The organism is Bacillus cereus group sp. BfR-BA-01453, assembly GCF_022662915.1.
In the GTDB taxonomy this organism is placed as follows: Bacteria; Bacillota; Bacilli; order Bacillales; family Bacillaceae_G; genus Bacillus_A; species Bacillus_A paranthracis.
Genome location: NZ_JAKUEN010000001.1, coordinates 1 through 26220 on the forward strand (window position 1 = coordinate 1; position 26220 = coordinate 26220).

Genomic DNA, 26220 nt, shown 5'->3' on the forward strand with positions numbered 1-26220 from the left:
TACCTCATTTCTATCGTTGATTCCATTATAACGAGGTTTTTTGATAAAAATACACAAAAACCCCGAATCATGGGGCTTTTTTTTAGTGTCCATGATTCGGGGTACAGTTCAAATGTTAGGTAGATACTTCTTTTTTTAGAAATTTATATGTAATTCAACTGGGCAATGGTCTGACCCCATTACTTCACTATTAATTTTCGCCGCTGTTATTTGGTCTTTCATTCTCTCGGAAACAACAAAATAATCTAAACGCCATCCAATATTTTCACCTTTGTAATCTTGCTCTTACATTTATGAATACATACATACACACTTTATTCAGGTTATACTAATTTCAGAGGTGATGTTCTTTGCACAATGAAAGAGTTACGTTAACAAATGAGCATTGGCAAGCAATTATTCATAATGATTCTTCCTATGATAGCAAATTCTTTTATGCCGTGAAATCAACCAGGGTTTTTTGCCGACCGTCATGCAAATCAAGAATACCGAATAAAAACAATGTACGAATTTTTCATCATGCAGAGCAAGCATTAAGTGAAAACTTTCGCCCGTGCAAACGTTGTAAACCAAATGGGCTCACTTTACCTAATGAAGAGTGGGTAGAACAAATTAAAGAGTATATCGAAAAACACTTTGATGAATTATTAACTCTAGACATACTTGCAGAAATGTGCCATGGTAGCCCCTTTCATTTACAACGCACTTTCAAAAAAATGACAGGAATAAGTCCGATAGAATATATACAGCAGTTCAGAATTGTTAAAGCAGCAGAACACCTTTTACACACAAATCAACCCATTAAAGAAATTAGTACTGCCGTCGGGATAGAAAACCCAGAATATTTCGCAACTTTATTTAAAAAGAAAACTGGATTTACCCCTACTGAATATCGAAAAAAGAATGAAATGAAAGAGGGATACAATAATGAATTCTTACAAAAATAATTATATATATTGGACGCTACTTACACATGCAAATTGGAAGTTTCATATTGCTGCAACTGAAACTGGACTATGTTTCATTGGATCACAAAACGAAACCTTTGAAGAAGTAAATATATGGGCTAGAAAAAAATTGCCTCAACATATATTGATCCATAGTCCAGATTACTTACAAGTATATACAAAAGAAATTATCGAGTATTTAGAAAACAAGAGAGAAACCTTTACATCCCCTATCGATGCTTACGGAACTGCATTTCAATTATCTGTTTGGAGTACGGTACGTGAAATTCCTTATGGAAAAACATATTCTTATACAGAAATTGCAGATAGAATTCAAAAACCTACAGCGGTACGTGCCGTTGCGTCTGCTATTGCTGCCAACCCAATTCTCATTACGATTCCTTGCCACCGTGTTATTGGAAAGAATGGTAAACTAACTGGTTTTAGAGGGGGATTAGAAATGAAGAAAGAATTGCTTGCATTAGAAAAATTACAGGTGGAATTCATATGACAGCCGAATATAGTAACGCATTAACTTTAACAGTTCCAACAGAATTTAGTTTTCAAGAAAATTTACGCTATCTATCCCGTTCTAACAATGAATGTATGTTCCACATTGAAGATAACAAAATTTATAAAGTTATCCCTGTTCACGATGTAAATCCTTTAGTTGAAATTAGTATGAATGCGGATGATACTATTCAAATACGTTTTTTAGGAGAAGCCTATATCTCTGTAAAACCGATACACGATGCTGTAGCTAACTATGTAACTGAATGGTTTGATTTAACTACTGATTTAGCTCCCTTTTATACATTAGCTAAACATGATGTACTCCTTCAAAGACCAATTGAACAATATTATGGCCTTCGTACTTTAGGTATTCCAGACTTATTTGAGGCACTTTCCTGGGGAATTATCGGGCAACAAATTAACCTCACATATGCTTATACACTAAAAAGAAGATTAGTCGAGACATTTGGAAGTTATGTAGAATGGAACGATAGAAAGCATTGGATATTCCCTTCTCCTGAAACAATTGCCAATTTACACGTAGAGGACCTCAAAAACTTAAAAATGACCACTAGTAAGTGTGATTATTTAATCGGTATTGCAAAGCTTATTACAGAAGGAAAACTATCAAAAGAATCTTTACTACAAACACAAGATGTAAAGATTGCTGAAAAACAATTAACTGCTATACATGGTATAGGTCCGTGGACTGCTCACTATGTTTTAATGCGCTGTTTACGATTCCCTTCCGCTTTTCCAATTGACGATGTTGGTTTGCACAATGCAATTAAATATATAACAGGTTCTAAAAGTAAACCGACTAAACAGGAAATAAAAGATTTTGCGGCAAATTGGATCAACTGGGAGTCTTACGCAACTTTTTATTTGTGGCGAGTATTATACTAAAAAACCAAGTAGCGTTTTTGCACTACTTGGTTCTTTTTTAAGCTTGTTCTTCAAATCTTCTTGCAATTTCTATAATAACTTGAACAGCTTTTTCCATAACATCTACCGAAACATACTCAAATTTACCGTGATAGTTTTCACCACCTGTGAAAATGTTTGGGGTTGGTAATCCCATATACGATAATTGTGATCCATCTGTTCCACCGCGAATCGGATGAATGTTTGGTTCGATATTTAAACTTTTCATTGCTTCATATGCAATATCAACAATTTCTCTCACTGGTTCAATCTTTTCAAGCATGTTATAGTATTGATCATTCATTTCTAAAACGACTGCATCTCGTCCATACTTCTCTTGCATTTGCTTCACAATATTTTCAACGTTATGTTTACGCGCTTCAAAATTTTCACGATCAAAATCTCGAATAATATAATACGCTTTACTTTGCTCAACATCACCATTTAAAGAAAGTAAATGATAGAATCCTTCATAACCCTCTGTATATTCTGGTGCCTCTTCTACTGGTAAATAGCTATTAAACTCCATAGCAAGTTTAGTTGCGTTACGCATTTTATTTTTCGCTGTTCCAGGATGTGTATTCGTTCCGTTAAACGTTAACTTAGCACCTGCAGCATTAAAGCTTTCATACTCTAAACCACCTAATGGACCTCCATCCATCGTATAAGCAAATGAAGCGCCAAACGCTTCTACATCAAAATGCGCTGGGCCGCGGCCAATTTCTTCATCCGGCGTAAAGGCAACTCTAATTTTCCCATGTTTAATTTGCGGATTATGTATTAAATAATTCATTGCAACCATAATTTCTGTAAGACCGGCTTTATCATCTGCTCCAAGAAGTGTCGTACCATCAGTTGTAATAATCGTATGGCCTTTATAAGATGGTAACTCTGGGAATTGTTCTGGTGTTAACACAACATTTAGCTCTTCATTTAACGTAATTGCGTTCCCGTCAAAGTTTTCATGAATTTGTGGTTTTACATTTTTCCCCGTAAAGTCTGTTGCTGTATCTAAATGTGCTAAAAAACCGATTACAGGAACATCCTTATCCGTATTAGCTGGAAGTGTTGCCATTACATACCCGTTATCGTCCATCGTTACTTCTGTTAACCCAATTTCTTTTAGCTCTTCAACTAATAACTTACCAAATTCAATTTGTCCAGGTGTTGTTGGCACTGTATGACTTTCTTCATTTGATTGCGTATCAATTTTTACATATCTCGTAAATCTTTCAATAAGTTCTTGTTTCAAACTCGTTCACTCCCTTTTATATTTCTTTCTCTATTATAATCCTTGAGACGAAATATTTTAACTTTTTTGACTGTAAAGATCTATATTCCATCCACATTTTTAATGATTTACAATAAATTTGAAAAGATATAATATTTGTACATTTAAACTTTAACATGTAACATACATAATTATAAATATGGGAGGTATGAAAGATGAAGCTAGCCCTCTTTCGCTATTTTCTTTTTTTCTTAGGGTTAATTTTCTTTGGGCTTGGAAATGCTCTTGCAGTCAAAGTGAAATTTCTCGGTTTACATCCTTGGGAAGTTTTAAATATGGCTCTCTACCAAAGGTTTGGATGGACGATTGGTACGTGGAGTGTCATATGTGGGTTATGTCTCGTTCTCATTTCTTTACTAGTAGATCGAAAATATATAAATGTGGGAACATTTTTAAATGCACTACTTATCGGTCCCATTATGGACTTTTTCTTACAATCAAATATTCTTCCAAACGCTAGTGATTATTTATGGATAAACTTACTCATTTTATTTTCTGGTATTGCCATTACAGGTATCGGTGGAGGTATGTATGTTGCGGCTGGAATTGGTGCTGGACCTCGTGATGGATTTATGCTTACTATTTCCGACAAAACAGGTCTATCTATTAGCCGTGCTCGAATCATTGTAGAATGCATTGTACTAGTTATTGGATTTATGCTCGGTGGTCCTGTTTTTATCGTAACTTTTCTATACACTTTTATTCAAAGTCCCATCTTTCAGCAATCATTTAAGGTGTTTCAAACACTTTTACATACTTTACAAAACAAAGATAAAGTTAGTGAGCATATTTAAATTACAACTTAATACAAATCAAACACCCTATTTACGATTCTCACCGCAAATAGGGTGTTTCTTTTTCATCTCACAATTTAAGAATATATGCTACTCATTCACAATAAAAGTATATACATCATTATAAATACAACCATTTACCCTAATAACATACTTCCCGGGTTTACTAAAACGAATTGTGTATTTATTTAGCTGAATTGCTTCTTTATCTCCAGAAAGAACATCAATGCTTCTGCCACTTAATACATATAATTCATTTAGATTCATCGATACATCAATAGTATTGAAATTCTCCTCTTTCACTTGTTGTACTTCCGCAGCGCTTACACTTGGTTCTAAAAACAGTAGTCCACTTAATCCAATCGTCCCCGCTAAAGCAACTCCCGCAAACTTTTTAATTTGTTTCATTACAATGACCTCCTTATAGATTTTGCGTAAAGGTGATGTCCTCCCTTACACCACAAAGCCTATATGTAATGAAATAAAAAGTAAACGAGGACAGTAAGACAAAATTCTACATCTTTTTCTCCTATTGAATATAAATCCAACGTTTGGAGTTTTGTCACATTTAAAATTGTTTACTTAAACCAACTTTCAATTATATTATTCAGAAACCGAATAATTACTTATTGATTTAACATTCTAAAAATAGTTGATAAAAATACTTTCTATTGAAATAAAAAAGATTTTGCTATAAAAGTAACTTTTACAACAAAATCCATACAACCAACTTTATTCCGCTTTCCATAATCTCTCTACATTCATTAATTGTTCTTCATTAAATTCCATCTTATATATATCTGGTTTTGACGTATTCATTAAAAATTCGAAACCATATTGCTTATCAAAATAATTCATCATGAGTGTCATGACAAGTCCATGTGTACCAATTACAATTTTTTGTCCTTGAAAATCCATTAAGATTTCTTTTAATACTTTCGCTACTCTTCTCCGGCAATCCGTATACGACTCTCCTTCCGCTAGTGCAAAGTCAGGATTAGAGAACATCTTCTGTACAAGCGGATACACTTCTTTATCTGATATAACTTGATCCCCACTAGAAAACATACACTCTTTAAGGTTTTCATATATTAATATTTCTTTTTCATAGAGATTAGCTGTTTTTTCTATCGTTAATACAGCCCTCTTATACGGACTTGAAATGAAAGTATCGATTCCCTCTGTTTTTAATATATTTGTTACTCTATGAGCGTCTAAACTTCCCTTTTTAGTTAAACCACGTGTTCTTTCTCTTTCACCGCCATCTAATTTTGGTGATTCACCATGCCTAACCATATAAATATACGTATTCATACTTCCTCCTTGAAAATATTCATTCGTTTTTTATAAACTTTGCTGATTTGTTCGTCTAATCCATTCTCCTACTAAACTCTCGAACAATTCAGGCTGTTCAATTTGCAAATTATGCCCTGCCATATCTAACACCGCTAATGTCGCTCTTGGGTAATCATCAATAATTTCTATAATATCTTGATAACCTACCGATATATCTTGTCTTCCAGCTAATAACAGAACAGGTTTCTCATATTTCTTACGGTGAAAATCTATAGTAAGAGAGTAATTTTTTTGCAACCTTTCAATAAACTCATAATTAGCAACATCTAACCCCGGCTTAATTTCCTCTTGAAATCGCTTATATGTATATTCATTTGCTATTACTGCTAACTCGCTAAATTCTTCTCTTTCGGTAGAAGTTAACGTATTTAAAAACTCCTTATCTTGTACAATTATCTGTTTATCCGGTAAACGTCTTTCTTTTTGCATCGCAACAACCACAGGACATATTAATAATAGTCCATTGACTCTCTCAAACATTTTTGAAAGTATCCCTCTAGCTAAATATCCACCGAAAGACTCTCCTACTAGTAAAAAATCTTTCTTTGGAATGATTTCTTCAATAAACATAGTTAACACTTCTAATATATGATCTGAACTATTTATCCAATCTGGAGCGTTCGACTTTCCCATTCCAGGTAAATCAATATATATTCGCTTATAACCTTCATCTTTTTGAAATACTGATTCCATACATTTCATCATTAACCTATGGTCAGGAGCACAGCCATGTATGATAATGACTGGTTTTCCTTCTCCAACAATTTCATAGTATATTTCTGCATCTTCAATTCGAAATAACATAAAAAATCCTCCCTATTTATACATTCCTTTTGAATGGCAACACTATCAAATTTATAAGAATACACGTTCCCAATTTACATCCCCTACAATTGATTGTCAAATTTAAATTTTCAGACTAAAAATAAATCAGCTTCCTTCTATTTTTATTTCCTAGAAGAAAGCTGATTTATTTTACCCTATCCAATTTGAAACCTTGTTCTTATCAGTTTTGTTACCCCTTATTCTTCTATTTTCATCAACACAATTCTCCAACCATCTGGGTCCTCTATCGTTATCCCCTTATCTTTCCAATATGGATTTTCTGGTTCCACTTCATCGTATCCCAATGTATGCAGCCTTTTACTCACCTTCTTCATTTCACTATCTTCACTCATATAAAATACAAGTAAATTATCTTTTGTCGGAGCTGGACAAGGACTCCCATCAATATGTCTTGTAAATTCTAAATGATACTCTTCATCTGGGAGCCCAAACATGACCCCATCATAACCTTCATGATCGTAAAATTCACCTATACGTTTTAAGCCTAATCCTTTTTCATAGAATGCTATAACCTCTTCAAACTTATTCGTCGGACGTGCGATTCGAAACTTCACCAAATTTTTCATGATTTTCCTCCCATACTAAAAATTTCATACATGATTACGTATTATTGTACATACGTAACACATTTTTGAAATCACTCATTAGTATAAGAATAAATACATACAAAGGTCTTACTTAAAATAACCTCTATCAGTCAAAAATTAAAATTCAAAAAAGCCTTTATCATTTTATATGCAATTTTGCATCTCTACTTTCAAATCACTAAAAAACCTTTACAATTCAAAAGATGACTAAATATACAATTTCTATTTAAAATCTTTATGCAGTATATACTATCAAATGCAATATTTTTCATTTTTTAGAGCAATTATACTTTTCAAAACTTCCTTATAAACATGATTTTTATAAGGAAATCTGATACAATTCTTAAATAATATTATTATGTATAGATATTACGAATATGGTACATAATTAAAGAAGGTGATTTTATTGAAATTAAATAAAAATTTACAACTATGTATATTAATTGGAACATTAATGTGTTATTCAATCTATTTTATGTTTTTCTATCTATTCCCCACTCATTTTTCAAATTCGGATGTACGCTTCGCTTCACTTATTGTTGAAGCCATTACATTTGTATCACTCATTTATTCTATATATTCTAAAAAAGTTAGTTCAAATCCGTTTTGGATATGTATCACGATAGCAATTGGTAGTTTTTTATTAGGAAAAATAGTATATACATATCAAGATAGCTTCTTCAAAATTCCAATACATCGTTTTACTATTTCTGATGTATTTTATATGCTTTTTCTACTCTTCTGTCTTATCGCTTTCTGCTATAAAATCCTAAAAGAATGCGATAAATGGGAAAAAGCATTCTTTATTTGTGATATATGCATAGTACTTACTTCCATATTCACATTAGAGTGGTATTTATTTAATCAACCAAATTTAAATATATTCTCTCTTTCACTAGGAGATGTTTTTCTTTCATTTCTATATCCAATTGCAGATTTATTATTCCTTCTACTAGGTGTTAGTCTCTTTTTCCGTCCAACAATTTTTAATTCTAAACGGAAAATTTATATCTTTATTTTTGTATTAATAAGTTCTGCAACTTTTAACTATATTTATTTTTACTTAAATAACCATTTATCAACTGAAGCGATAACATTATTACGTCTTTTATATAGAATACCTATATTACTTATTGCAATAGCTGGATCTATTTCAGAAGATCGTAATAGTCATAAAAATTATTTCATTGTAAACCCTATAATAGGAAAAAAGGCTTTAGTTGTATTTCCCTATCTTGCTGTTGCAATACTAATCGGGTTTACATTAAAGGAACAAACATCATCTTCCACTCTCATTACGGGAAATTGTATTACTTTTATTTTCGTACTCATTCGTCATTCTATTGTACGTATGCAAAACAATTCCCTAACTAAACGTTTACAGGCATTTAATGCTCAACTAGAAGAAAAGGTTACTTTACGGACTTCAGATTTAGTTCATAAATCTGAGGCTCTATCTCAAAAGCAACAAAAATTCAAATCATTATATGAATATCATCCTGACCCTATTTTTACAATTGATTTAAATGGCGTATTCTTAAATGTAAATAAAGCTGGAAGTATACTACTCGGTGTACCAACGGATGAGTTACTTGGTGAAACTTGTTTTTCGATTATTTTAGATGAAGACAAATATAAACTAGCATCTGCATTAGAAAAAGTGAAACAACAAGAATCAGCATCCTTACAACTTAGTTCTCAATATAAAGATGGATTTACTTATTCTTTATACGTTACCATCGTCCCTATTATGATAGACGGGCAAATTTCAGGAAGCTATATTATGATGAAAGATATTACTGCGCTAAAAAAACAGCAAGAAGAAATAAAATATTTAGCATTCCATGATACTGTAACGAAAATTGGGAACCGTGCCTTTTTCCATAAGAAATTAAAAAGAATTATAAAAAATGCTAAAACGACAGAAAGCGAGTTTGCATTATTATATTTGGACTTAGATCGCTTTAAAGCAATTAACGATACACTTGGACATTCGGCAGGAGATCACATATTAGAAGAAGTAGCGAAGCGATTCCAATCATGTCTTCCATCACATACTCATCTATCAAGAATCGGTGGCGATGAATTTACAATCTTAATTGAAAACTATACTGACGAAGATTCCTTATTCGAGTTATGCAACCAGTTATTTGAATGCATGGAAAAATCGTTTGTCATATATGAACATACATTAACTTTATCACTAAGTATCGGCATCGCTATTTATCCACATTCCGGAATCGATACCGCTACACTTCTGAAAAACGCTAATGTTGCAATGTATGATGCGAAAGCAAAAGAACTTAATTCTGTCTCTATTTATGATGATGTAATTGCAAAAAAAATTGAAAGACGATTGCGATTAGAAAAAGATTTACCAAATGCAATTCAAAATGAAGAATTGTTCCTTTTATATCAACCTCAAGTTGATAGCAAGTCTAACAAAATTATCGGTGCTGAAGCTTTAATTAGGTGGAATCATCCTGAATTAGGTGTTATTTCTCCATACGAGTTTATTCCGATTGCAGAAGAAACGCTACAAATCATTCCAATAGGAAAATGGACACTACAACAAGCTTGTGAGCAAATGAAACGTTGGCACACAAGCGGATATTCACATTTGAAAATAGGTGTAAATTTATCTGCTAAAGAATTTGAACAAGAAGATTTTGTAAAGTCTATTTCTGCTACATTAACAAATACAGGTTTACCAGCAAGTTCTCTTGATCTTGAATTAACAGAACGAATTGCAATGATGGATGAGCGAGAAACATTAATAAAACTGCGTACACTAAAGAGTTTAGGCGTTCACATTTCAATTGACGACTTTGGTACTGGTTATTCTTCGCTAGCCTATTTACCTTTATATCCAATCGATACGTTAAAAATCCCGAGAGAATTTATTACAATGTCTGAAACATGTGATGATGGAATGGAAATTATTAAAACGATCATCACATTAGCAAATACATTAGGAATGTCAGTTATCGCTGAAGGTGTAGAAACGAAAGAACACGTGAGTTTCCTTCAAAAAAATAAATGTCAGTTTATTCAAGGGTACTATTATAGTAAACCTATCCATACGCATGCATTTACTGAACTATTAGAAATCGGGATTCACCCATAGTACATGGCTAATTGTTATAAGTAATAATGAATTTGAACAACTATAGCAAAAAGGAAAGAAGAGATCTTCTTTCCTTTTGTTTTTTATTTACATTTCTATTACTTCACTACTTCATTTATTATATCTATTAATTGATGAATCCCCTCATTATTAGTTTTCTTATATCCATTCATGTTTTGAATATATCTCTCCTTATTTGTATACAACTTATTTACTGCATGTATAAATGTATTCGTACTTACTCTGTCTTGGAGTATAACTTCCGCATATCCTTGCCGAGAAAAATATTCAGCATTTAAAACTTGATCTCCCCTACTGGAACTGTTAGTTAACGGGATAAGCAACATCGGTTTCTTCAAAAATAACAATTCAGAAATAGCAGTAGAACCCGCTCTGGAAACTACAACACTCGCCATATTTAGTATGTGCGGCAATTCTTCCCCTATATATTCGAATTGCATATAACCTTCCATGCCAACAGATGAATCTACCTTCCCTTTACCGCACATATGAACAATATTAAAATTTAACAACAATGTTTCCAAACTTTTTCTTACCATATCATTTATCCATTGAGCGCCTTGACTCCCACCCATAATTAACAATACCGGTTTATCTTGCTTAAATTTACAATAGCTTCTTCCCCGCAATACGTTGCCTCTCTCAATTTCTTCCCTTACAATTGGTCCTACATAAACCTTCTTCTCATTACTTACATTTTCTCCTGTCTGAGGAAATGTTGTACATAGTTTTGTAGTAAAAGGTAATGCTATTTTATTTGCTAATCCTAACGTACTATCTGGTTCACGTATTATTACGGGTACTTTATTCATCCATGCTCCTATTACTACAGGAACAGAAACAAATCCTCCTGCCGAAAAAATAACATCTGGTTTTATTCGTTTCATTAATTTATAGCTTTGAATGCAACCTTTTATTATTTTAAAAGGATCTTTAAAGTTCTCCAAATCCCAATATCTCCTAAGCTTTCCTGTTGAAACAATATTGTATTTAACATTTTGAACTAATAGTTTTTCAATTCCATTTTGAGATCCAATATACTCAACTCCCCATCCTTTTTCCATAAATTTAGGAATCAATACTATATTAATCATTACGTGTCCGGCTGTACCGCCCCCAGTAAAGAGAATCTTTTTATTCATAATTTATATCCACCTTTATGATTAAAAAATCTTATTTTATACTAATCTATTACATGTAAGTAACCTTAGCATTATTTATATAAACCTTTAACTCAAATCCTATATCTTGCAAAAAATCTTTCATGAGGTCATAAAAATCATTTCCATACTCACTACATTCATACTGAGCAAAAACTCGGATTACAGGCCTAGTTCCTGCATCTATTACTGGATTTTTTCGATCACCCTTTTTCCCTTCCACATAGGCTCGACATTTATTTATCGCCTCATAGATACGCAAAGCATGCTCTTCTTCATTCTTCCAGTCCAGCGTATCAACAATTAAAAGAAATAGTGTATTTTGATTATTTATTGTTTCATAGCCATTCATATATTTCTTACACCCTTTTTGTTTTTCATTGCATGCAGATGTCACTACACTTCTCATACTCAAGTACATCTTTTAATGATTGATGGAATTGAATTTCTGGGATCCAACCTAACCTTTTTATTTCCTCTATTACTAAACTATCATTTGAATCACTCCCACTTTTTTCTGTTTCCTCTATGAAAAAATTCAGCTGAGTTAATTCTTTATATTGTTCTAGTACCTCTAATAAAGATCGTTTCACTCCTGATCCGATATTATACTGTTTTCCATTTATTCCATCTCGTAATAACACATGATACGCTTTAACCGCATCACGTACATCTAGAAAATCCCTACTATCTTTCAAACTGTTTACTTCAATAATGGCTTTACTTCTACCTGATTCTATATCTATCATTTTTTTTGCGAGAATCGAACAAATGCCATTTGATACTCCTGGACCAATTAAGTTTGAGGGCTTTGCAATGATAATATTTGAACCCATTAATTCGCCCCAAGCCTCTGCAATAATGACTTGCATCGTTTTACTTAAACTATATGGATTTGAAATTTTTATTTCGTTTATACTATCTGCTTGCAAAGCAGATCCTATAACTAATGTTCTACAATGCGAGGCTTCTTGCTTAATTGCCTCTAATAAATATAACGTCCCTATTGCATTAATTTCTACATATTCAAGAGCAGCTGTCCAAGACTCTATGACTGAATTCCTACCGGCTAAATGTAATACATAATCTGGCTTTATTTGTTTCATTACCTTCATTACTTCGCTCTTATTCGTTAAATTACAAGTAATACCATTTTCATTTTTTTCTCTATGTGTACGATTTTGAAACATAGGAATTACATGAAAGCCCTGTTCTAAAAAATATTGGCAAGCATGGCGTCCTGTAAAACCATTTGCACCAGTTATTAAAAGGCTCGCATTTTTTTTCATCGTAAAAATCCTCCTTTTAATAGCATTTGTTTCACTTCATGTTTTGCAAGTAAGTCTTGTTGTGAACTAAAACTCTTCACATCCACAAGCGGAAAACTAGCATAATATTCTTGAAGCCCTTCTATAGGAATAGTAGGTAGTACCACAAAATAATTTTGATCAAAACTTATACTCGTTTTACTCTCTACCTCAGATAAAAGCATTTCACTTAATTTTTCACCCGGCCTGATCCCTACCTCTTTTAACTTCACATTTTCTTTTTTCGAATCTTCAATTAACACTTCTGCTAAATCTGTTATTTTACATGCCGGCATTTTCATAACAAAGATCTCCCCGCCTCTGCCTTGATATACGGCTTTAAATAACAATCCAACAGCATCTTCAATTGTTAAGAAAAATCTAGTCATATTCGCATCGGTAATCCCTACTTGTGAAGATTTTTTAATTTGTTTTTTAAAAAGCGGTACCACACTTCCACTCGTCCCTAAAACATTTCCACCACGAACACAAATAAATTTTGTTTTCTTCGTTTGTACATTCGCATGAACCATTAACTTTTCACCAATTGCTTTTGTCATCCCATACGTATTTGATGGATCGGCTGCTTTATCCGTTGAAACATATATAACTTTCTCAACTTGCATCTGTAAAGATGCTTCGATTACATTTTGCGTACCATGTATATTAGTTTTTATAGCTTCATAAGGATAATACTCACATACTGGAACATGTTTTAAAGCTGCAAGATGGAATACATAATGTACACCTTGGCATGCATAAACTAATTGATCCTTGTCACGAATATCTCCAATAATAAATTTTAATCTATCATCATTTATAAACTGTTGCTGCATTTCAAACTGAACCGTTTCATTTCTTGAAAAAACCCTAATTTCTTTCGGTGATTTTTCTAATAGTTGCTTTATAAGCTCATGCCCCCACGAACCTGTGCCACCAGTGATTAAAATTATTTTATTTAGCATTCCTTTTCCTCCTACCAAGCATTTCAATTAACATTTATTGAATTATTTTCAATTGATTCAAATCATAATCGTCGTTTGTTACATTTAATTGACAAAATAAAAAAACAGAAACTATTAAAAATAGTTTCTGTTTTTCATTTCACCTCACAACAGTAAGATTTTTTATACTGTTTGTATGATAAATTCCTTGTAATAAACAGCGCTCATTTATTTCTTATACTCGTAATAAAATAAATAGAATGATTCATAGCCAATAGTCATGTTTAAATTTATGAAAAAGGGAGGTAACGGAATGTACCGAAGCAATTCAAATCATACATATAACGGACCTTCCAAGGCACTGCCTCTCTCCCTATTTGATGTGAAAAATGAATTGAAACAAAAAAGTAAACTCACTCATTCTGGCACGATGTATAAATTAACGAAAGAAGAGCAAATCATCATCAACAACATAAAAATGCAGACAGAACAGCTAAATAAAAATAATGTCACAAGAACACGTGCATACTACCAATTTTACGTTCAATATCCGGAAATACATTGGGCACTACTTGGGCATATGGTATCACGTAACGGCGGTTGGAATATGACTGATTTAAGGGGAGATTTATATACGAAAATTTTATCAGAGAAAGAGCAAATCACATTTTTTTCTTTTTTAGAAAGAGGAAATTGGCTTATTTTTCAAGATGTCTATCCTCAATTTCTGCTTTATGAACAAAGTGTAAAAAGAACACAAAAGCTATTTCACCTTCTCCCTCACCTAAATGTTTCTACATTTATGGAAACGATGTGGAACGATTTTTGGAAAACAGGTAACAAAAAAACATTAGCAATTGCAACTATTATTAATGAACAAAACTACTTAGAAAAAAGAGTGATTCAAAATGTACACTTTAAAAAGACTGTACTAAATAGTATTGGATTTAAACTATTTGATTTCTTTCAGTTTAATCATATCCTGTTCCCATTCTACGCAAATGATAAGAAACAAAACGTATTACTATTTGGTGATACAATGAAACATTTCACTTCCTTACACGAACGGATCTTAATTGGAAAAAGGTTGTATTCATTATTATTTCGGGATACACATGTTTTATCTCAAGTAATAAGCTGGGCCCAACACCATCCTCATACAGGCTCAAGGAAAGATTACTGGCCTCATTTATTTTCAAGTGTGAATGAATCTTTTTCCCGTGAGTTTTATAAACGCCGAATAAAGAAATGCCAGTTGCGTAATGGCGCTTATCGTATATACAGTCCTGCACTCATCTACGCATGGCGAGATATAGAGCATGAAGAAGTTGACAGTGAAGATTGGTTTACGGACTGGCAAGTCGTAAATTACTTAGTGGATAAGGAGGAAAATATAAATGGACAAATTACAGAAGACTACTGTAAAACACTCGAAAAAATTGAACTTGCCATTCTTGCAAAGAAAAATGTTCTCCTTCGAGAAGACGAATAACCTTTTCGCATTAGTCATTACAATCTTACTCTCTTCTATTATCGGAACTTACTTAGATGCATTTTTTGTTGCAAAACAATTATATTCCTTTCCGGTTAGACCCTTTCCCTCCATATTTTCAGTTAACATCGGCTTTACTCTCTTTGTACTACCGATTTTAACAACGATTTTTATACAAATTTCAAAAAGATTATCTACAGTTTCTAGAATTCTTTTTATTATTTCAATCGGTATTTGTGCTAGCATTTTTGAACAGATTGCTGAAAGATTCGGTTTCTTTATTCATTGCTTAGATTGGAATCATACATATTCTTTATTTGGCTATATGATTTTCTTTTCTTTTATTTGGAAAGTATATGATTTCATACAAAAATAAAGAGACCCTTATAGATCTCTTTATTTTCAATCAATATTTTCTACATTTAAATACTTAGTTTCACAGTAGTAGCCTTTGCCGCCAACATAAACTTTTTCTACTTTATTGTTGCTATTGGTTGCTAATTTAACTAATATTTCAGAAGGCGAGTGTAAAGAATAACCTTGTTCAAATACATAGACTTCTTTTTGCAAGTTGTGCTGTTCATAAAGGTAGCAAGCTAATGCACCGTTTGAAGTTCCAGTCGCTGCTTCTTCATTGATGTCGTATAGTGGAGCAAAATTTCTGCATATAATTCGATTGTCATTAAAAGTATATAGATGCATTCCGACAACATTATAATACTTGCTAATTTCTTTAATTTTTTCAAAATTAGGTTGCAGTGTATGTAATCGTGTTTCGCTTTTTATAGGAATTAAAATATCTTTTAAGCCTGTGGAGACAATTTGAATTGGATATTTATCGTCTATAGCTTTCATGTCAAAACAGTCGATGAACTCGTTTGGAGATACAACATCATAGAATATCGGTTTGTTTTGTTCCATAAATATGATGTCATCTTTTATGGTAATAGTAAGAACACCGCTGTTCGTTTCAATCGTATAGCGATTCTGGCAAAGTTTATTTAAATGCATCAGTATCACGAAAGAGCCAATTGTAGCGTGACCACATAAATCAACTTCTTCTTTTGGTGTAAAATACTCAAATTTATAATCAGCAATTTCAGATTCTGATATAAATGCGGTTTCCGCATAGCCCAGTTGTTTAGCTATTGCCATTTTTTGAGTTGTGGTCAATGTATTATTCTCAGTAAATACCACTCCTGCTTTATTTCCGCCTTTATGCTCCTTGCTAAATGCACTTGCAACATAAACGGATATTTTCATAAGACACCTTCCTTCCTCACTTATAGTAAATTGTAGCATAGAAAACACTACGTATATATCTCATTGGGTAAATTTACTATAAAGTAAGAGACAAACTATTTTTAGCATCTGAACTCTTAAAAAATAGTTTGTCTACAGTCTGAAAAATCCTTATAGATCTCTTCTTAAGCATACTCTTCGGTTATTATTAATGGTGCAAGAGTTTGAAGACTTTTTGAACGTAAACGATAGGCAACAATTTTCTTTTTATATTGCTTTATTACATCAACATGTTCTTCATGGCTATATAGAGAAAAGCTAATCTCTTTATTCCCTTTCTTCGTTTTAATCACGATTGGTGTTCCTTCCCCGTGCGGCGGAAAATAATGCTTATCTAAAAATAAAGCCTCATTAAATTCATGAATAACTTGTAGTTTCGTTTCTCCCTCTATATTTTTTCCATCTATCGATATAGAGGTATTCTCTTCCTCAAGTTTTTGATGCAATTCAAATTTACTAATAATTGATTCTACAACAGAAGTCGGCATACTAGAAACTAATACTTTAATAGCTCCAAAAACAAATAATGTAACTATAAACCATGTTGTCATTTTCATCATCTCCATTACATGTTAAAATATAAATTTCGTTCCAAACGGTATGAATATACTAATAAGTATTCCCGTAACAATCATCGTCACCGAACCGATTGTCGCTTCTCCCTCGCCTTCCTTCACGAGACGACTTACCCCGATAATATGTGATGCGCAGCCCATTCCCACTCCTTTTCCAATCGTACTTGTTATACGGAACAACTTAAGTACTGTTGGTCCAATCATAGCACCTGTTATTCCCGCAACAACTACAAAACTAGCAGTCATAGATGGAATGCCACCAATTTGCTCCGCTATTGAAATAGCAATAGGCATCGTTGCTAATTGTGGTAGGGTGGTTAGTATAAGTTCCTTATCTATATGTAACATTCCACCAATCACTACATTCATAGTCGTTAAAGCCAGTATACCTGTCACTACGCCGATTAGTATCGATAAAAAGTTTTTCATCAGTATCTTTCGCTCTTTAAATAGTGGTATCGCTAACGCTACGATTGCAGGACTCAATAAGCTTGAAAGAATGTCTCCCCCATTTCCCCTATACTCATGATGAGAAATACCAAAAATCAAAAATAAACAAATCATAATTGTAGTAACTGTTAACACCGGTAACGTGAATGGAAACGTAAATTTTTCATATAACTTTGTCGCCAATAAATAAATTACTACTGTAATAATAATTAAGACCATTTGCATCTTGCACCTTGTCGATTTTATTTTTTGGATGTTACTACTAATTGACTTATATACCCTGAAACAATCAAAGTTACTACCGTACTTGCAACTACTAAAAGGAATATACTACTTCCCTTACTAAAAAGAAAAGACCCGTATTCCATCAGTCCTGTTGTCGAAGGGATTAAAAATAACGGTAAAAATACGATTAACTTTTCCGCACCTTCCTCAAACCACTTTAATGGTAAAATACGAATAGAAAGGAGTAGAAAAAGCATTAACATCCCTATTAAACTTCCTGGCATTGATAGATGGAATACCCCTTGAATCCACGTACCAACTAAGCTAAATACATATAGCACGCCTACTTGAAGTAAAAGCATCACGTACTTCATTTCTTTCCCTCATTTCAATATTACGCATTACTATTATGAAATTTCATTTAACGTTTCCGCAAATCTCGTCATTCCCAGCTGAATTTGTTCGACATTTACTCTCCCAAAAGTAAAACGAACATATTCACTTTTAGTACCTAAAACACTCCCCGGGACAAACGCTACACCATTTCGTATAGATTCACCTAATAAATGATATTCATCAAACGTTCCTTGCACTTTGCACCATAAATGTATTCCACCCTCTGGAACAAAGAATTCAACCTGGTCCCCTAATATTTCTTCAAGCTTTCTAATTAACGCATCTCTTCTTTCCTTCAATTGTCCACGGAGCATTGTAATATGTGCATGAAAATCTTCTGATTCTAAAAATTGATTTGCCACCCACTGCGTAAATACGCTATGGCCAAAATCAACTTGCTGCTTTGCATCCGCTAAACGTTCTATTACACGCATTGGGCCAATTACCCAGCCAATACGTAATCCTGATGCAACAATTTTTGATAATGAACTTATATAAAGAACATTGCCGTTTTGATCCATTGATTTTAATGTTGGATTCACCTCTCCATTAAATGAAGTTAAGCTATACGGATCATCTTCTACAATCGGTATACCAAATTCAGAAGACAGTTCTAAAATCTTTTTACGTCTTGCTAATGAAAGCACAGTTCCAGTTGGATTTTGATAATCCGGATTTAAAAATACCATACGAATACGATGCTTTTTATGCAAATCAATTAAGTCTTCTGGATTCATTCCATGCTGATCAACAGGTAAATGGAATATTTTTAAGCCAGCAGATTTAAACATCGGCAGTGAAAAACAATACGAAGGGTCCTCAATTGCAATCGCATCACCAGGTTTTAATAAGCATTGAACGATAAGATTAAGTGCCTGTTGTGCGCCTGATGTAATAAGGATAGAATTCGAATCTGCTTCAATTTGTTTATATTGCTGAACATGTGCCGCAATTGTTTTTCTCAACATTTCATTTCCAAGTGGATGGTCATAACCGAGGTTTTCCATAAATGTTTTCTCCGACAAAATTGTTCGGAATCTATCACTCGGAATTAATTCTGGTGACAATTCACCACTCGCTAAATTAATTAAGTCTTCTTTTTGTGTTTCCGTTCTAATTTGTTGAACGAGTGGTACGTTAGGTAAGAACGATCCATCCTCAACGTACCTACCCCAGTTCGGTATTCGTTTATGTGAAACACCCCATATGTCTGTATTCACCCGTGTTCCGCTTCCTTTTTGCCGTTCTACTACTCCAAGTGATTTTAATTCTTCATATGCAGCTACTATCGTACTCCTATTCACCTGTAATTCTTTTGCTAACATACGCTCAGAAGGTAACTTACTGTCAGAAGGAAACTCACCTGAAGAAATACCTCTTTCAATATAATCCGCTATTTGTTTATATACAGGCGTCTTATCTGCACGATTTGGTTTCCATTCCATATAGTTACCTCCTTTCAAAACGAACTATCCTCAATTTATTACTAACAGTATTCACCGTAAAAATAGTATTAATTAGTCACATTTTCTCATCCAAAAATGGATATATTAAAATAGCTCCGTTTCTGATTACTCGATAGCTTCTGAAATTCCAGCTTCATGCTCTCGTTGCAGTTCTGTTACAAACTATCAAATTATTACCGCATACCATGTTACCCCTAGCAGTAGTACGAAAAGAAGGATAATATAAATAGTTGATAAGTTTTTCACATTTCTCTTTGTAGACTTGCCGTAATTCTCCTCCACATTCCGTGCAACTAGTACGGTTCCAAACAGTGATCCAATTACAATAATAACGACTAGTGAAATCGCAAAGCTCATTGTATTTTCACCTCTCTAAGGCCAGTCTATTTTTATTAAGAACTTCCTCTTTAAAACGTTAATAACATACTACCTTTCTTCTCTTATCATAATGGATGTTTGCCAAAAACGGACCAACCACTTTTATGTTTTTTTGCTCATCCACTTTAAAAATAAAAAGCAACTGATCACTTATAATCAGTTGCTTTTTCGTAAAGTTAATTATATTCATTTTTCACTTAAAATTAATCCGGTTTAAAAGTTTAGCCTCTTATCGATTGAGATAACTCAAAAATTGTTCCATTTACAAGATACACTGTTTTTTAATAAGAAGCGACGTATTTTATCGCTTCTTACTCTCATCATCTTTAATCTCTTATTAATGACTTATTCGCTCTTATAACTTCTTGATACAGCAATGGTGACCACTTTTCATTTATGTAGTCTTGAATGATCCAACCTACTCTTGTAGGACTCTTTTGTTTTATATAGTTTGCAATTTCAGGATTTATATAAGAGGCATAGTAATATGGGCTATTCCATGCTGTACCACCAGAAGACAAGCTTGCAAAATTAATATATAGATGATGTAAATCCTCACTATTATTCATCGTTTCATTGATCGTATCTTTAATAGATTTTACTTTCTCATCATAACCCACTTTATATTTATCTTGTACCGTTACATTTACGTTGTGATTTACAGTTGTCGTAAACGTCTCATTATCTGGCCAATAAAAATTATTATATCCTCCAGATTCATTACTACCGCCATATCTTTTTAGTAGTACAATTTTCCCACGAGCATCTCCAAGTTTTATATTTCCTTCTGTTTTTAAAAAGATAGGATCAACAAAATAATTTTTTTCAAACGTATTACTAAAGGAACCTTCTGCTCCTTTCATATCCTCATACTCTTTTTTTAAAGACATAATAATTGTTTCACTCGGGTTATCTTTTAAAAATTGTTTCGCTTCGTTTACGAATTCGTGTAGGGTTACATAAAGATATAATGGCCCATGATGAAGAACTATCGTATTATCAGCTGTTAAACGTCCTCTTATATCAAAAATTCTAGCTCCATGATCCATTTGGTAACGAAAATCATATTCTTGCGTCATTCCCCATACTTGCTTAATCGGATTTTGCAACTTAAACGTTCCACTATCATGTGTTCCTGGAATTGAAATTCGTGCTAACGGGATATTATCAGGTATAGGTTGCATCCATTTTGACCAATTTTCAAGCTCATTAACAGAGCTAGCCGCAACGACTCTCTTATCATGTAAAGCCAATACAAATGTGATAAATATTGTACTACATATGAATAATTTCAAAAGTAACTTCTTATTGCTCATTATTATCCCTCTCTTTTTCCGTTTTTACATCAAACTTATTGAATATAATATAAGCTAGTTCATAAAAAATAAATAACATTTCATCAATATGAAATATTGCATAGAAGTAAAGTTGAAAAATCATTCACATATACTAAATTAGAAAAATTCAAAGGAACTTCATCTGAAGTTCCTTTTGCTTATTTTATGTTCAATACATATGAACCATCTTTATTCTCATATTTATAGACGTATAAATAATATTTACCTGGCTTTGCATGATAAGTTCCTTTCACTACATTCCCTTCATTTTCACCATATGCTACATATTTATTTAAATCTGATTCATGATGAAGTACCCATGTCATTCCGATATTTTGTTCATTTAGTAGAGATATATTAATATTTTCCGGCGAGTCAATTTGGAAAGTAAATACATCTACTCTATCACTATTATGTAACGTTCCTTTCACCGGTGTATGAAAGTTAACTTTATTTGCCTGTCTAGGCTCATTATTTGGTTCATTTTCTGTTACTTGTAACTCATTCCCACCGTTTGGTTTTCTTTGTCCATACCCTAAGTTAACTAGTATAGACCTCAAATCTGGTAAAACACCAATTTTATCTGCATATGGATCTTTAGATTTTGTTCCTGTGTTCGGGTTGCTTAATATTGCTCTTAGTTCACTCGGTCTATATGGTTGTCCTAAATTTTCTTTCGCAATGCTTTGTACTAAAGTCGCTGCTCCGGCAATAATAGGTGACGCACTCGACGTGCCACTAAAGCTAGATGTATAAAGATTTACAGCACTTCGACTTTGCTCTGCTGTAGTTGTATCTACGTTTTCTCCCCATCCATACACATCAATACGGCTGCCATAATTCGAAAACCACATACGCTCATGAGGGAAAGATGAAGAGCCCGCTCCTACCATAATTGCACCTGAATCTTTAAAATCTTTACTATTACGATTTAAAATTTGTTTACCATTTCTATCTTTAAATTGGTCTAAATCATTCCAACCATTTGCTCCAGCTTCTATAATGACAACACCTTTATCTGTACCGGCACGAATTGCATCAAAGATATCTGGTTGTACTTCAACAGGTAAATATTTATCACCATATCCATCAAAGGAAGCTTGTGCCTCTAATAATAAAACATCCCCAGCTTCTAACTGATTCACAGCACTTAATATTGCATCAGCTGTATTATACTGTCCGTTATCTCTTATTTGAGAGATCACCTTTGCTTTCGCTTTTGGCGCAATCCCAATATTCCCAACTTCATTGTCCTCAGAGGATACAATTCCTAGTACAGACGTCCCATGACCGACATGTTGATCTATATTTATTCCAGACATTAATTCAATATTTTGATGTACTAAATCCTCATGATTTAATAACCATCCATATTCCATATCAACAAAAGTTATACCATTTCCGTTACCGCCTTGAACTTCCCAGGCGAAGGGCGCATTAATACCGTATGGTGCTGCTTCTAAATAACCTTGTTGTTTAAATCTAGGATTGTTATTAGGACTAAGAGATACACTTGATGGTCGCACTTCTGGTGGCGTTATTTTTTCTTGCTTCTTCATATACACATCTTCTATTAAAGAAGATTTCTTTAACCTATCTACTAGTTCTTCTTTCTGCTCACCATTTTGAGTTTGAAGAATATAGTAGTTTAATAAATTTGTAGATACATTATTGGGTGCTTTCACTTCAAGGTCTTCTATTTCCTCTGGACTTACAGATGTGAATAAACGCGTGAATGTTACATCTGGATATTCTACCAAAAGATCTTCTAGTACTTTGTCGTTCGTTTGAGATTGTATTTGTTTTTCAATACCATCTTCATATGGAAATTTCAAATCCGCTTTAAATTTTACAATGATTTGCTTATCTGTTTCTTGATCTATTCCTAATTTACTCTGCTGCTCTATAGAATCAGCATGTACACTATTGATAGTGCCTCCTGTTCCTAAAAGTGTTGTAATGATTACAGTTGACGCACACATTTTTCGAAATATTTTCATTACTCCAATCCTCCTATTAACAACAATTAATCATTATATTAATTTATAGTGATTTTATTTATATAACATATTCCCTTTCTACTAAATAGATTATAGTAATCAGCAATATGAACTTCAATGTATTTTCATATGCAATATTTCATATTAGAACTCTACAATACATGAATAAGAAACTTATAATGATTATTTATTTTATATGTGCTAATATACTTACATTAATATATTAAGTATATAAATATCCAAAACTAGATTACTGAACAGCTTCACCTTAATTTTTTCTTAGGAGGATTTACAATGAAATTATTAAAAATAAAACATATAATCCCTTTATCTGCGGCTGCAATTACATTCGTATGTAGTCAAAGTACAGCTGAGGCTTCTACCATTCATACAGTAAAAAAGAATGATACACTTTGGGGCATTAGTAAACAATACGACGTTTCAATACAATCCATTAAACAGGCTAACCATAAAGGAAACGATCAAACTTTCATTGGCGAACAGTTACATATTCCAGGTTCCGTCAACTCAAATGAAATCACTGTTCACCAAAACGCCAAACCTGCGAACATTTCTGAGCAAATTATTTATCAAGTACAACCGGGAGATTCATTGGAAACGATAGCAAAGCGTTACAATGTTACCGTTCAATCTATAAAACAAATTAACAATACAGTGGGAAACAAGCTCTATGCAGGACAACATTTGAAAATCAACTCAAGCATTTCAGAAAAAGAAAAAGACTTAATGGCACGCTTAGTTACCGCTGAAGCAGGTGGAGAATCATATAAAGGAAAAGTGGCTGTAGCAAAAGTTATCCTAAACCGTGTAAATGCAAACGGGTTTCCAAATACAATAACAGGCGTTATTTATGAACCTATTACATATGGATATGCATTTACTCCTGTTACAGATGGAAGAATTAATCATCCTGCAAGCCCAGAAGCAAAAATGGCAGTAGATGAGGCTATCTCCACAAATGGAATACATTCTGATTGGCTTTATTTCTACAATCCAAAAACATCAACAGACAAATGGATTACGACACGTCAAACAGTAGCAGTAATTGGTAACCACGTCTTCGCTAAATAACATTTAAAATCATTAACAGACCTCTTCACTTAAAAGGTCTGTTTTTTTATATGTAAGATTTTATTAATCATATGACATAGTGATCTTTTAAAACTATCTCTTCTTTCAAATAAAAAATTTGTATTTACTCCACCACTCTGAAAAATTAAGAAAGCATCAAGTTCAAAAACTCCCTCTTTATTCATAAAAGCTATTTCTTAACTTCATAAAATTGTTATACACTAGAAAAATAAAAAACAAACTATTCGTTAGCGGGTGAAAGAATATGTATGATGTTACAATTATCGGCGCTGGAGTAAGTAGCATTTTTATGGCTTATTTACTAGCTAACAGTAACAAAAAGGTTTTAATTCTGGATAAAGGGAAAGCGCTAGAAGATCGCCATTGTCCTTTAGACGAAGGAAAAGTGTGTACTTGTACTACATGTGATAAATATTTTGGGTTTGGCGGGCTAGGAAAATCTGAAGGGAAATTTAATTATACAAACGGATTTGGCGGAGAACTTGAGCAAAAAGTCGGCAAAGAAGGCTTTAAACAACTTATGGCTGAAGTAGATGAAATTCTATGTCAGTTCGGAGGAAGCTCTGTTTCAAAATATTCTACAGAAAATCCAACTCTCAATAAGAGGGCTGAAGCTTGTGGTTTGCAAATGCTAACAACAGAAGTACGGCATCTTGGTACTACACTTTCAAGTGACATTTTTCAGCAACTCTATGAATTTTTACTTACGAAAATAAATATACAATTTCATATAGATGTGCAACATATTATGAAACAGAAAGATCATTTTACAATAGAGATAAATGAAGAAACAGTTCAATCTAAACAACTAGTATTTGCAACTGGGCGTTCCGGAGCAAACTGGTTAAAAAAAATGTGTACTTCTCTAAATATTTCTCAAGAACAAACTCGTGTAGATTTAGGTATTAGAGTAGAGATGAAAGAACACCAATTACGCTCTATATTAAAAGATACATTCGAGACGAAACTTTCTTATGAGCAGGAAGATTTCACAGCAACTACGTACTGTATGAATCCAAAAGGACGCATCATTAGAAAGTACGAAGAAGGTTTAGTTATGCCTGACGGTCAAAATTTTCGAGAGAAAGGAACTGGCACACCTAACTTAAATTTCACTTTATTTATCCCGCGCTATTTTCCAACTCTCAAAGAAGCAAATCTGTATGCAAGCTCAATTATTAAAAACATTAACCAAGGACGAGAGCGAATTGTTATACAGCGCTTAGAGGACTTACTAAAAAAAGAACCTACAACAGCGAACAACATGAAACATAACCGTATACAGCCTACACTACAAGGAGATTATGGAGATTTGCATACAGAAATTCCTCCATTATATATTGAAGGACTTAAAGAATTTTTATTACGCTTAGAACAATTTATCCAAGAACCGATCGATAAAGATACTTTATTATATGGAATTGACGGAAAGTTTTATGCTCCTACGATAAAACTCAATAATCATTTTGAAACAAGTATACATGGACTATTTTTAGTTGGGGATTGTTCAGGCGTCACTCATTCATTATCTCAAGCTGCTGCAAGTGGATTGTATGTTGGAAAATATTTATCTATGGTTTAAATTCTTTTAAGATACCAATTAAATATTTTAAATTTCACAACGCTTTATTTATGTACCTTATCCTTCCCCCTAACGACTACCCCGTAA

Annotated in this window: 26 protein-coding genes and 1 pseudogene; 9 read left to right on the forward strand and 18 right to left on the reverse strand. The window is 33.0% G+C overall.

The features are described 5' to 3' along the window. Positions 1–135: 135 nt before the first annotated feature. Positions 136–273: pseudogene (locus tag MR070_RS00005) on the reverse strand (exodeoxyribonuclease III); the annotation flags it as partial. Positions 274–350: 77 nt separating this feature from the next. On the opposite strand from MR070_RS00005, the gene adaA reads away from it, so the two are divergent. From adaA to alkA, 3 genes are read left to right on the forward strand one after another with little or no spacing between them, the layout of a single operon-like run. Further along, the gene (gene adaA, locus MR070_RS00010) at positions 351–947 is read left to right on the forward strand and encodes a bifunctional transcriptional activator/DNA repair enzyme AdaA (protein ID WP_242260329.1); all 597 of its coding nucleotides are present in this window, start codon (positions 351–353) and stop codon (positions 945–947) included. Beyond that, entirely contained in the window at positions 928–1458 is a 531-nt protein-coding gene (locus MR070_RS00015) for a methylated-DNA--[protein]-cysteine S-methyltransferase (RefSeq protein WP_001089827.1), read from the forward strand. Before adaA ends, MR070_RS00015 begins: the two co-directional genes overlap by 20 nt. Further along, positions 1455–2366, forward strand: a complete 912-nt coding sequence (gene alkA / locus MR070_RS00020) for a DNA-3-methyladenine glycosylase family protein (RefSeq protein ID WP_242260331.1) — start codon at positions 1455–1457, stop codon at positions 2364–2366. The genes MR070_RS00015 and alkA overlap by 4 nt, the downstream gene beginning before the upstream one ends. A gap of 37 nt (positions 2367–2403) precedes the next feature. Here alkA and pepT read toward each other — a convergent pair whose 3' ends face one another. Further along, a complete protein-coding gene (gene pepT / locus MR070_RS00025; RefSeq protein ID WP_070806727.1) occupies positions 2404–3636 on the reverse strand; it encodes a peptidase T in 1233 nt (410 codons plus the stop codon). 194 nt (positions 3637–3830) lie between these two features. Between pepT and MR070_RS00030 the strand changes: the two genes are divergently transcribed. Next, positions 3831–4469, forward strand: a complete 639-nt coding sequence (locus tag MR070_RS00030) for a YczE/YyaS/YitT family protein (protein WP_000761595.1) — start codon at positions 3831–3833, stop codon at positions 4467–4469. 90 nt (positions 4470–4559) lie between these two features. Here the strand turns inward: MR070_RS00030 and MR070_RS00035 are convergent, their stop codons facing one another. From MR070_RS00035 to MR070_RS00050, 4 genes are all read right to left on the reverse strand, one after another. Continuing rightward, complete coding sequence (locus MR070_RS00035; RefSeq protein WP_242260333.1) at positions 4560–4877, reverse strand: hypothetical protein; 318 nt, start codon at positions 4875–4877, stop codon at positions 4560–4562. Between the two features lie 324 nt (positions 4878–5201). After that, positions 5202–5783 (reverse strand): histidine phosphatase family protein, encoded by a 582-nt coding sequence (locus tag MR070_RS00040; RefSeq protein ID WP_242260335.1) that lies wholly within the window; start codon positions 5781–5783, stop codon positions 5202–5204. A 30-nt stretch (positions 5784–5813) separates the two neighbouring features. Further along, positions 5814–6629 (reverse strand): alpha/beta fold hydrolase, encoded by an 816-nt coding sequence (locus MR070_RS00045; RefSeq protein ID WP_242260337.1) that lies wholly within the window; start codon positions 6627–6629, stop codon positions 5814–5816. 218 nt (positions 6630–6847) lie between these two features. Continuing rightward, positions 6848–7237, reverse strand: a complete 390-nt coding sequence (locus MR070_RS00050; protein ID WP_000794011.1) for a VOC family protein — start codon at positions 7235–7237, stop codon at positions 6848–6850. 427 nt (positions 7238–7664) lie between these two features. On the opposite strand from MR070_RS00050, the gene MR070_RS00055 reads away from it, so the two are divergent. Next, positions 7665–10385 (forward strand): sensor domain-containing phosphodiesterase, encoded by a 2721-nt coding sequence (locus MR070_RS00055; RefSeq protein ID WP_197225342.1) that lies wholly within the window; start codon positions 7665–7667, stop codon positions 10383–10385. Between the two features lie 98 nt (positions 10386–10483). Here MR070_RS00055 and MR070_RS00060 read toward each other — a convergent pair whose 3' ends face one another. Genes MR070_RS00060 through MR070_RS00075 form a run of 4 tightly spaced genes read right to left on the reverse strand, consistent with a single transcriptional unit; the run spans position 10484 to position 13838 of the window. Beyond that, positions 10484–11548, reverse strand: a complete 1065-nt coding sequence (locus MR070_RS00060; protein WP_001035067.1) for an undecaprenyldiphospho-muramoylpentapeptide beta-N-acetylglucosaminyltransferase — start codon at positions 11546–11548, stop codon at positions 10484–10486. A 49-nt stretch (positions 11549–11597) separates the two neighbouring features. Further along, entirely contained in the window at positions 11598–11918 is a 321-nt protein-coding gene (locus MR070_RS00065) for a DUF6572 domain-containing protein (RefSeq protein ID WP_001014789.1), read from the reverse strand. Positions 11919–11943: 25 nt separating this feature from the next. Further along, positions 11944–12855 (reverse strand): SDR family oxidoreductase, encoded by a 912-nt coding sequence (locus MR070_RS00070; RefSeq protein WP_070806733.1) that lies wholly within the window; start codon positions 12853–12855, stop codon positions 11944–11946. Then, positions 12852–13838 (reverse strand): UDP-N-acetylglucosamine 4,6-dehydratase family protein, encoded by a 987-nt coding sequence (locus MR070_RS00075; RefSeq protein WP_000932606.1) that lies wholly within the window; start codon positions 13836–13838, stop codon positions 12852–12854. Before MR070_RS00075 ends, MR070_RS00070 begins: the two co-directional genes overlap by 4 nt. A 292-nt stretch (positions 13839–14130) precedes the next feature. Between MR070_RS00075 and MR070_RS00080 the strand changes: the two genes are divergently transcribed. Continuing rightward, on the forward strand, positions 14131–15309 hold the full coding sequence (locus tag MR070_RS00080) for a DUF2515 domain-containing protein (RefSeq protein ID WP_138321272.1): 1179 nt from the start codon (positions 14131–14133) through the stop codon (positions 15307–15309). Further along, positions 15215–15685 (forward strand): CBO0543 family protein, encoded by a 471-nt coding sequence (locus tag MR070_RS00085; RefSeq protein ID WP_044791612.1) that lies wholly within the window; start codon positions 15215–15217, stop codon positions 15683–15685. The genes MR070_RS00080 and MR070_RS00085 overlap by 95 nt, the downstream gene beginning before the upstream one ends. A 26-nt stretch (positions 15686–15711) precedes the next feature. Here the strand turns inward: MR070_RS00085 and MR070_RS00090 are convergent, their stop codons facing one another. From MR070_RS00090 to MR070_RS00125, 8 genes are all read right to left on the reverse strand, one after another. After that, a complete protein-coding gene (locus MR070_RS00090; protein WP_138321270.1) occupies positions 15712–16572 on the reverse strand; it encodes a PhzF family phenazine biosynthesis protein in 861 nt (286 codons plus the stop codon). Between the two features lie 164 nt (positions 16573–16736). After that, positions 16737–17162, reverse strand: coding sequence for a YfmQ family protein (locus MR070_RS00095; protein WP_044791608.1), 426 nt, complete (start codon positions 17160–17162; stop codon positions 16737–16739). 21 nt (positions 17163–17183) lie between these two features. After that, entirely contained in the window at positions 17184–17855 is a 672-nt protein-coding gene (locus MR070_RS00100; RefSeq protein ID WP_138321268.1) for an LrgB family protein, read from the reverse strand. 23 nt (positions 17856–17878) lie between these two features. Then, on the reverse strand, positions 17879–18235 hold the full coding sequence (locus MR070_RS00105) for a CidA/LrgA family holin-like protein (protein ID WP_000878383.1): 357 nt from the start codon (positions 18233–18235) through the stop codon (positions 17879–17881). Positions 18236–18268: 33 nt separating this feature from the next. After that, positions 18269–19702 (reverse strand): MocR-like pyridoxine biosynthesis transcription factor PdxR, encoded by a 1434-nt coding sequence (pdxR, locus tag MR070_RS00110; protein WP_074569261.1) that lies wholly within the window; start codon positions 19700–19702, stop codon positions 18269–18271. Between the two features lie 186 nt (positions 19703–19888). Further along, positions 19889–20080: a cytochrome c biogenesis protein ResB gene (locus MR070_RS00115; RefSeq protein ID WP_242260339.1), complete on the reverse strand. Its 192-nt coding sequence runs from the start codon at positions 20078–20080 to the stop codon at positions 19889–19891. A gap of 347 nt (positions 20081–20427) precedes the next feature. After that, on the reverse strand, positions 20428–21417 hold the full coding sequence (plcA, locus tag MR070_RS00120) for a phosphatidylinositol diacylglycerol-lyase (protein ID WP_242260342.1): 990 nt from the start codon (positions 21415–21417) through the stop codon (positions 20428–20430). Between the two features lie 179 nt (positions 21418–21596). Next, positions 21597–23438, reverse strand: a complete 1842-nt coding sequence (locus tag MR070_RS00125) for a S8 family peptidase (protein ID WP_242260343.1) — start codon at positions 23436–23438, stop codon at positions 21597–21599. A gap of 294 nt (positions 23439–23732) precedes the next feature. Here MR070_RS00125 and MR070_RS00130 point away from each other — a divergent pair, with 294 nt between their 5' ends. Continuing rightward, a complete protein-coding gene (locus MR070_RS00130; RefSeq protein ID WP_000771000.1) occupies positions 23733–24530 on the forward strand; it encodes a cell wall hydrolase in 798 nt (265 codons plus the stop codon). 265 nt (positions 24531–24795) lie between these two features. Continuing rightward, entirely contained in the window at positions 24796–26133 is a 1338-nt protein-coding gene (locus MR070_RS00135) for an NAD(P)/FAD-dependent oxidoreductase (RefSeq protein ID WP_242260346.1), read from the forward strand. Positions 26134–26220: the final 87 nt, after the last annotated feature.

What these genes read in the sequence shown, in the direction of transcription:
- MR070_RS00015 (WP_001089827.1), top strand. Translation starts at nt 928, where the DNA reads ATGAATTCTTACAAAAATAATTATATATATTGGACGCTACTTACACAT.
- alkA (WP_242260331.1), top strand. Translation starts at nt 1,455, where the DNA reads ATGACAGCCGAATATAGTAACGCATTAACTTTAACAGTTCCAACAGAA.
- MR070_RS00030 (WP_000761595.1), top strand. Translation starts at nt 3,831, where the DNA reads ATGAAGCTAGCCCTCTTTCGCTATTTTCTTTTTTTCTTAGGGTTAATT.
- MR070_RS00035 (WP_242260333.1), bottom strand. Translation starts at nt 4,877, where the DNA reads ATGAAACAAATTAAAAAGTTTGCGGGAGTTGCTTTAGCGGGGACGATT.
- MR070_RS00040 (WP_242260335.1), bottom strand. Translation starts at nt 5,783, where the DNA reads ATGAATACGTATATTTATATGGTTAGGCATGGTGAATCACCAAAATTA.
- MR070_RS00045 (WP_242260337.1), bottom strand. Translation starts at nt 6,629, where the DNA reads ATGTTATTTCGAATTGAAGATGCAGAAATATACTATGAAATTGTTGGA.
- MR070_RS00050 (WP_000794011.1), bottom strand. Translation starts at nt 7,237, where the DNA reads ATGAAAAATTTGGTGAAGTTTCGAATCGCACGTCCGACGAATAAGTTT.
- MR070_RS00060 (WP_001035067.1), bottom strand. Translation starts at nt 11,548, where the DNA reads ATGAATAAAAAGATTCTCTTTACTGGGGGCGGTACAGCCGGACACGTA.
- MR070_RS00065 (WP_001014789.1), bottom strand. Translation starts at nt 11,918, where the DNA reads ATGAATGGCTATGAAACAATAAATAATCAAAATACACTATTTCTTTTA.
- MR070_RS00070 (WP_070806733.1), bottom strand. Translation starts at nt 12,855, where the DNA reads ATGAAAAAAAATGCGAGCCTTTTAATAACTGGTGCAAATGGTTTTACA.
- MR070_RS00075 (WP_000932606.1), bottom strand. Translation starts at nt 13,838, where the DNA reads ATGCTAAATAAAATAATTTTAATCACTGGTGGCACAGGTTCGTGGGGG.
- MR070_RS00080 (WP_138321272.1), top strand. Translation starts at nt 14,131, where the DNA reads ATGTACCGAAGCAATTCAAATCATACATATAACGGACCTTCCAAGGCA.
- MR070_RS00085 (WP_044791612.1), top strand. Translation starts at nt 15,215, where the DNA reads ATGGACAAATTACAGAAGACTACTGTAAAACACTCGAAAAAATTGAAC.
- MR070_RS00090 (WP_138321270.1), bottom strand. Translation starts at nt 16,572, where the DNA reads ATGAAAATATCCGTTTATGTTGCAAGTGCATTTAGCAAGGAGCATAAA.
- MR070_RS00095 (WP_044791608.1), bottom strand. Translation starts at nt 17,162, where the DNA reads ATGACAACATGGTTTATAGTTACATTATTTGTTTTTGGAGCTATTAAA.
- MR070_RS00100 (WP_138321268.1), bottom strand. Translation starts at nt 17,855, where the DNA reads ATGGTCTTAATTATTATTACAGTAGTAATTTATTTATTGGCGACAAAG.
- MR070_RS00105 (WP_000878383.1), bottom strand. Translation starts at nt 18,235, where the DNA reads ATGAAGTACGTGATGCTTTTACTTCAAGTAGGCGTGCTATATGTATTT.
- pdxR (WP_074569261.1), bottom strand. Translation starts at nt 19,702, where the DNA reads ATGGAATGGAAACCAAATCGTGCAGATAAGACGCCTGTATATAAACAA.
- MR070_RS00115 (WP_242260339.1), bottom strand. Translation starts at nt 20,080, where the DNA reads ATGAGCTTTGCGATTTCACTAGTCGTTATTATTGTAATTGGATCACTG.
- plcA (WP_242260342.1), bottom strand. Translation starts at nt 21,417, where the DNA reads ATGAGCAATAAGAAGTTACTTTTGAAATTATTCATATGTAGTACAATA.
- MR070_RS00125 (WP_242260343.1), bottom strand. Translation starts at nt 23,438, where the DNA reads ATGAAAATATTTCGAAAAATGTGTGCGTCAACTGTAATCATTACAACA.
- MR070_RS00130 (WP_000771000.1), top strand. Translation starts at nt 23,733, where the DNA reads ATGAAATTATTAAAAATAAAACATATAATCCCTTTATCTGCGGCTGCA.
- MR070_RS00135 (WP_242260346.1), top strand. Translation starts at nt 24,796, where the DNA reads ATGTATGATGTTACAATTATCGGCGCTGGAGTAAGTAGCATTTTTATG.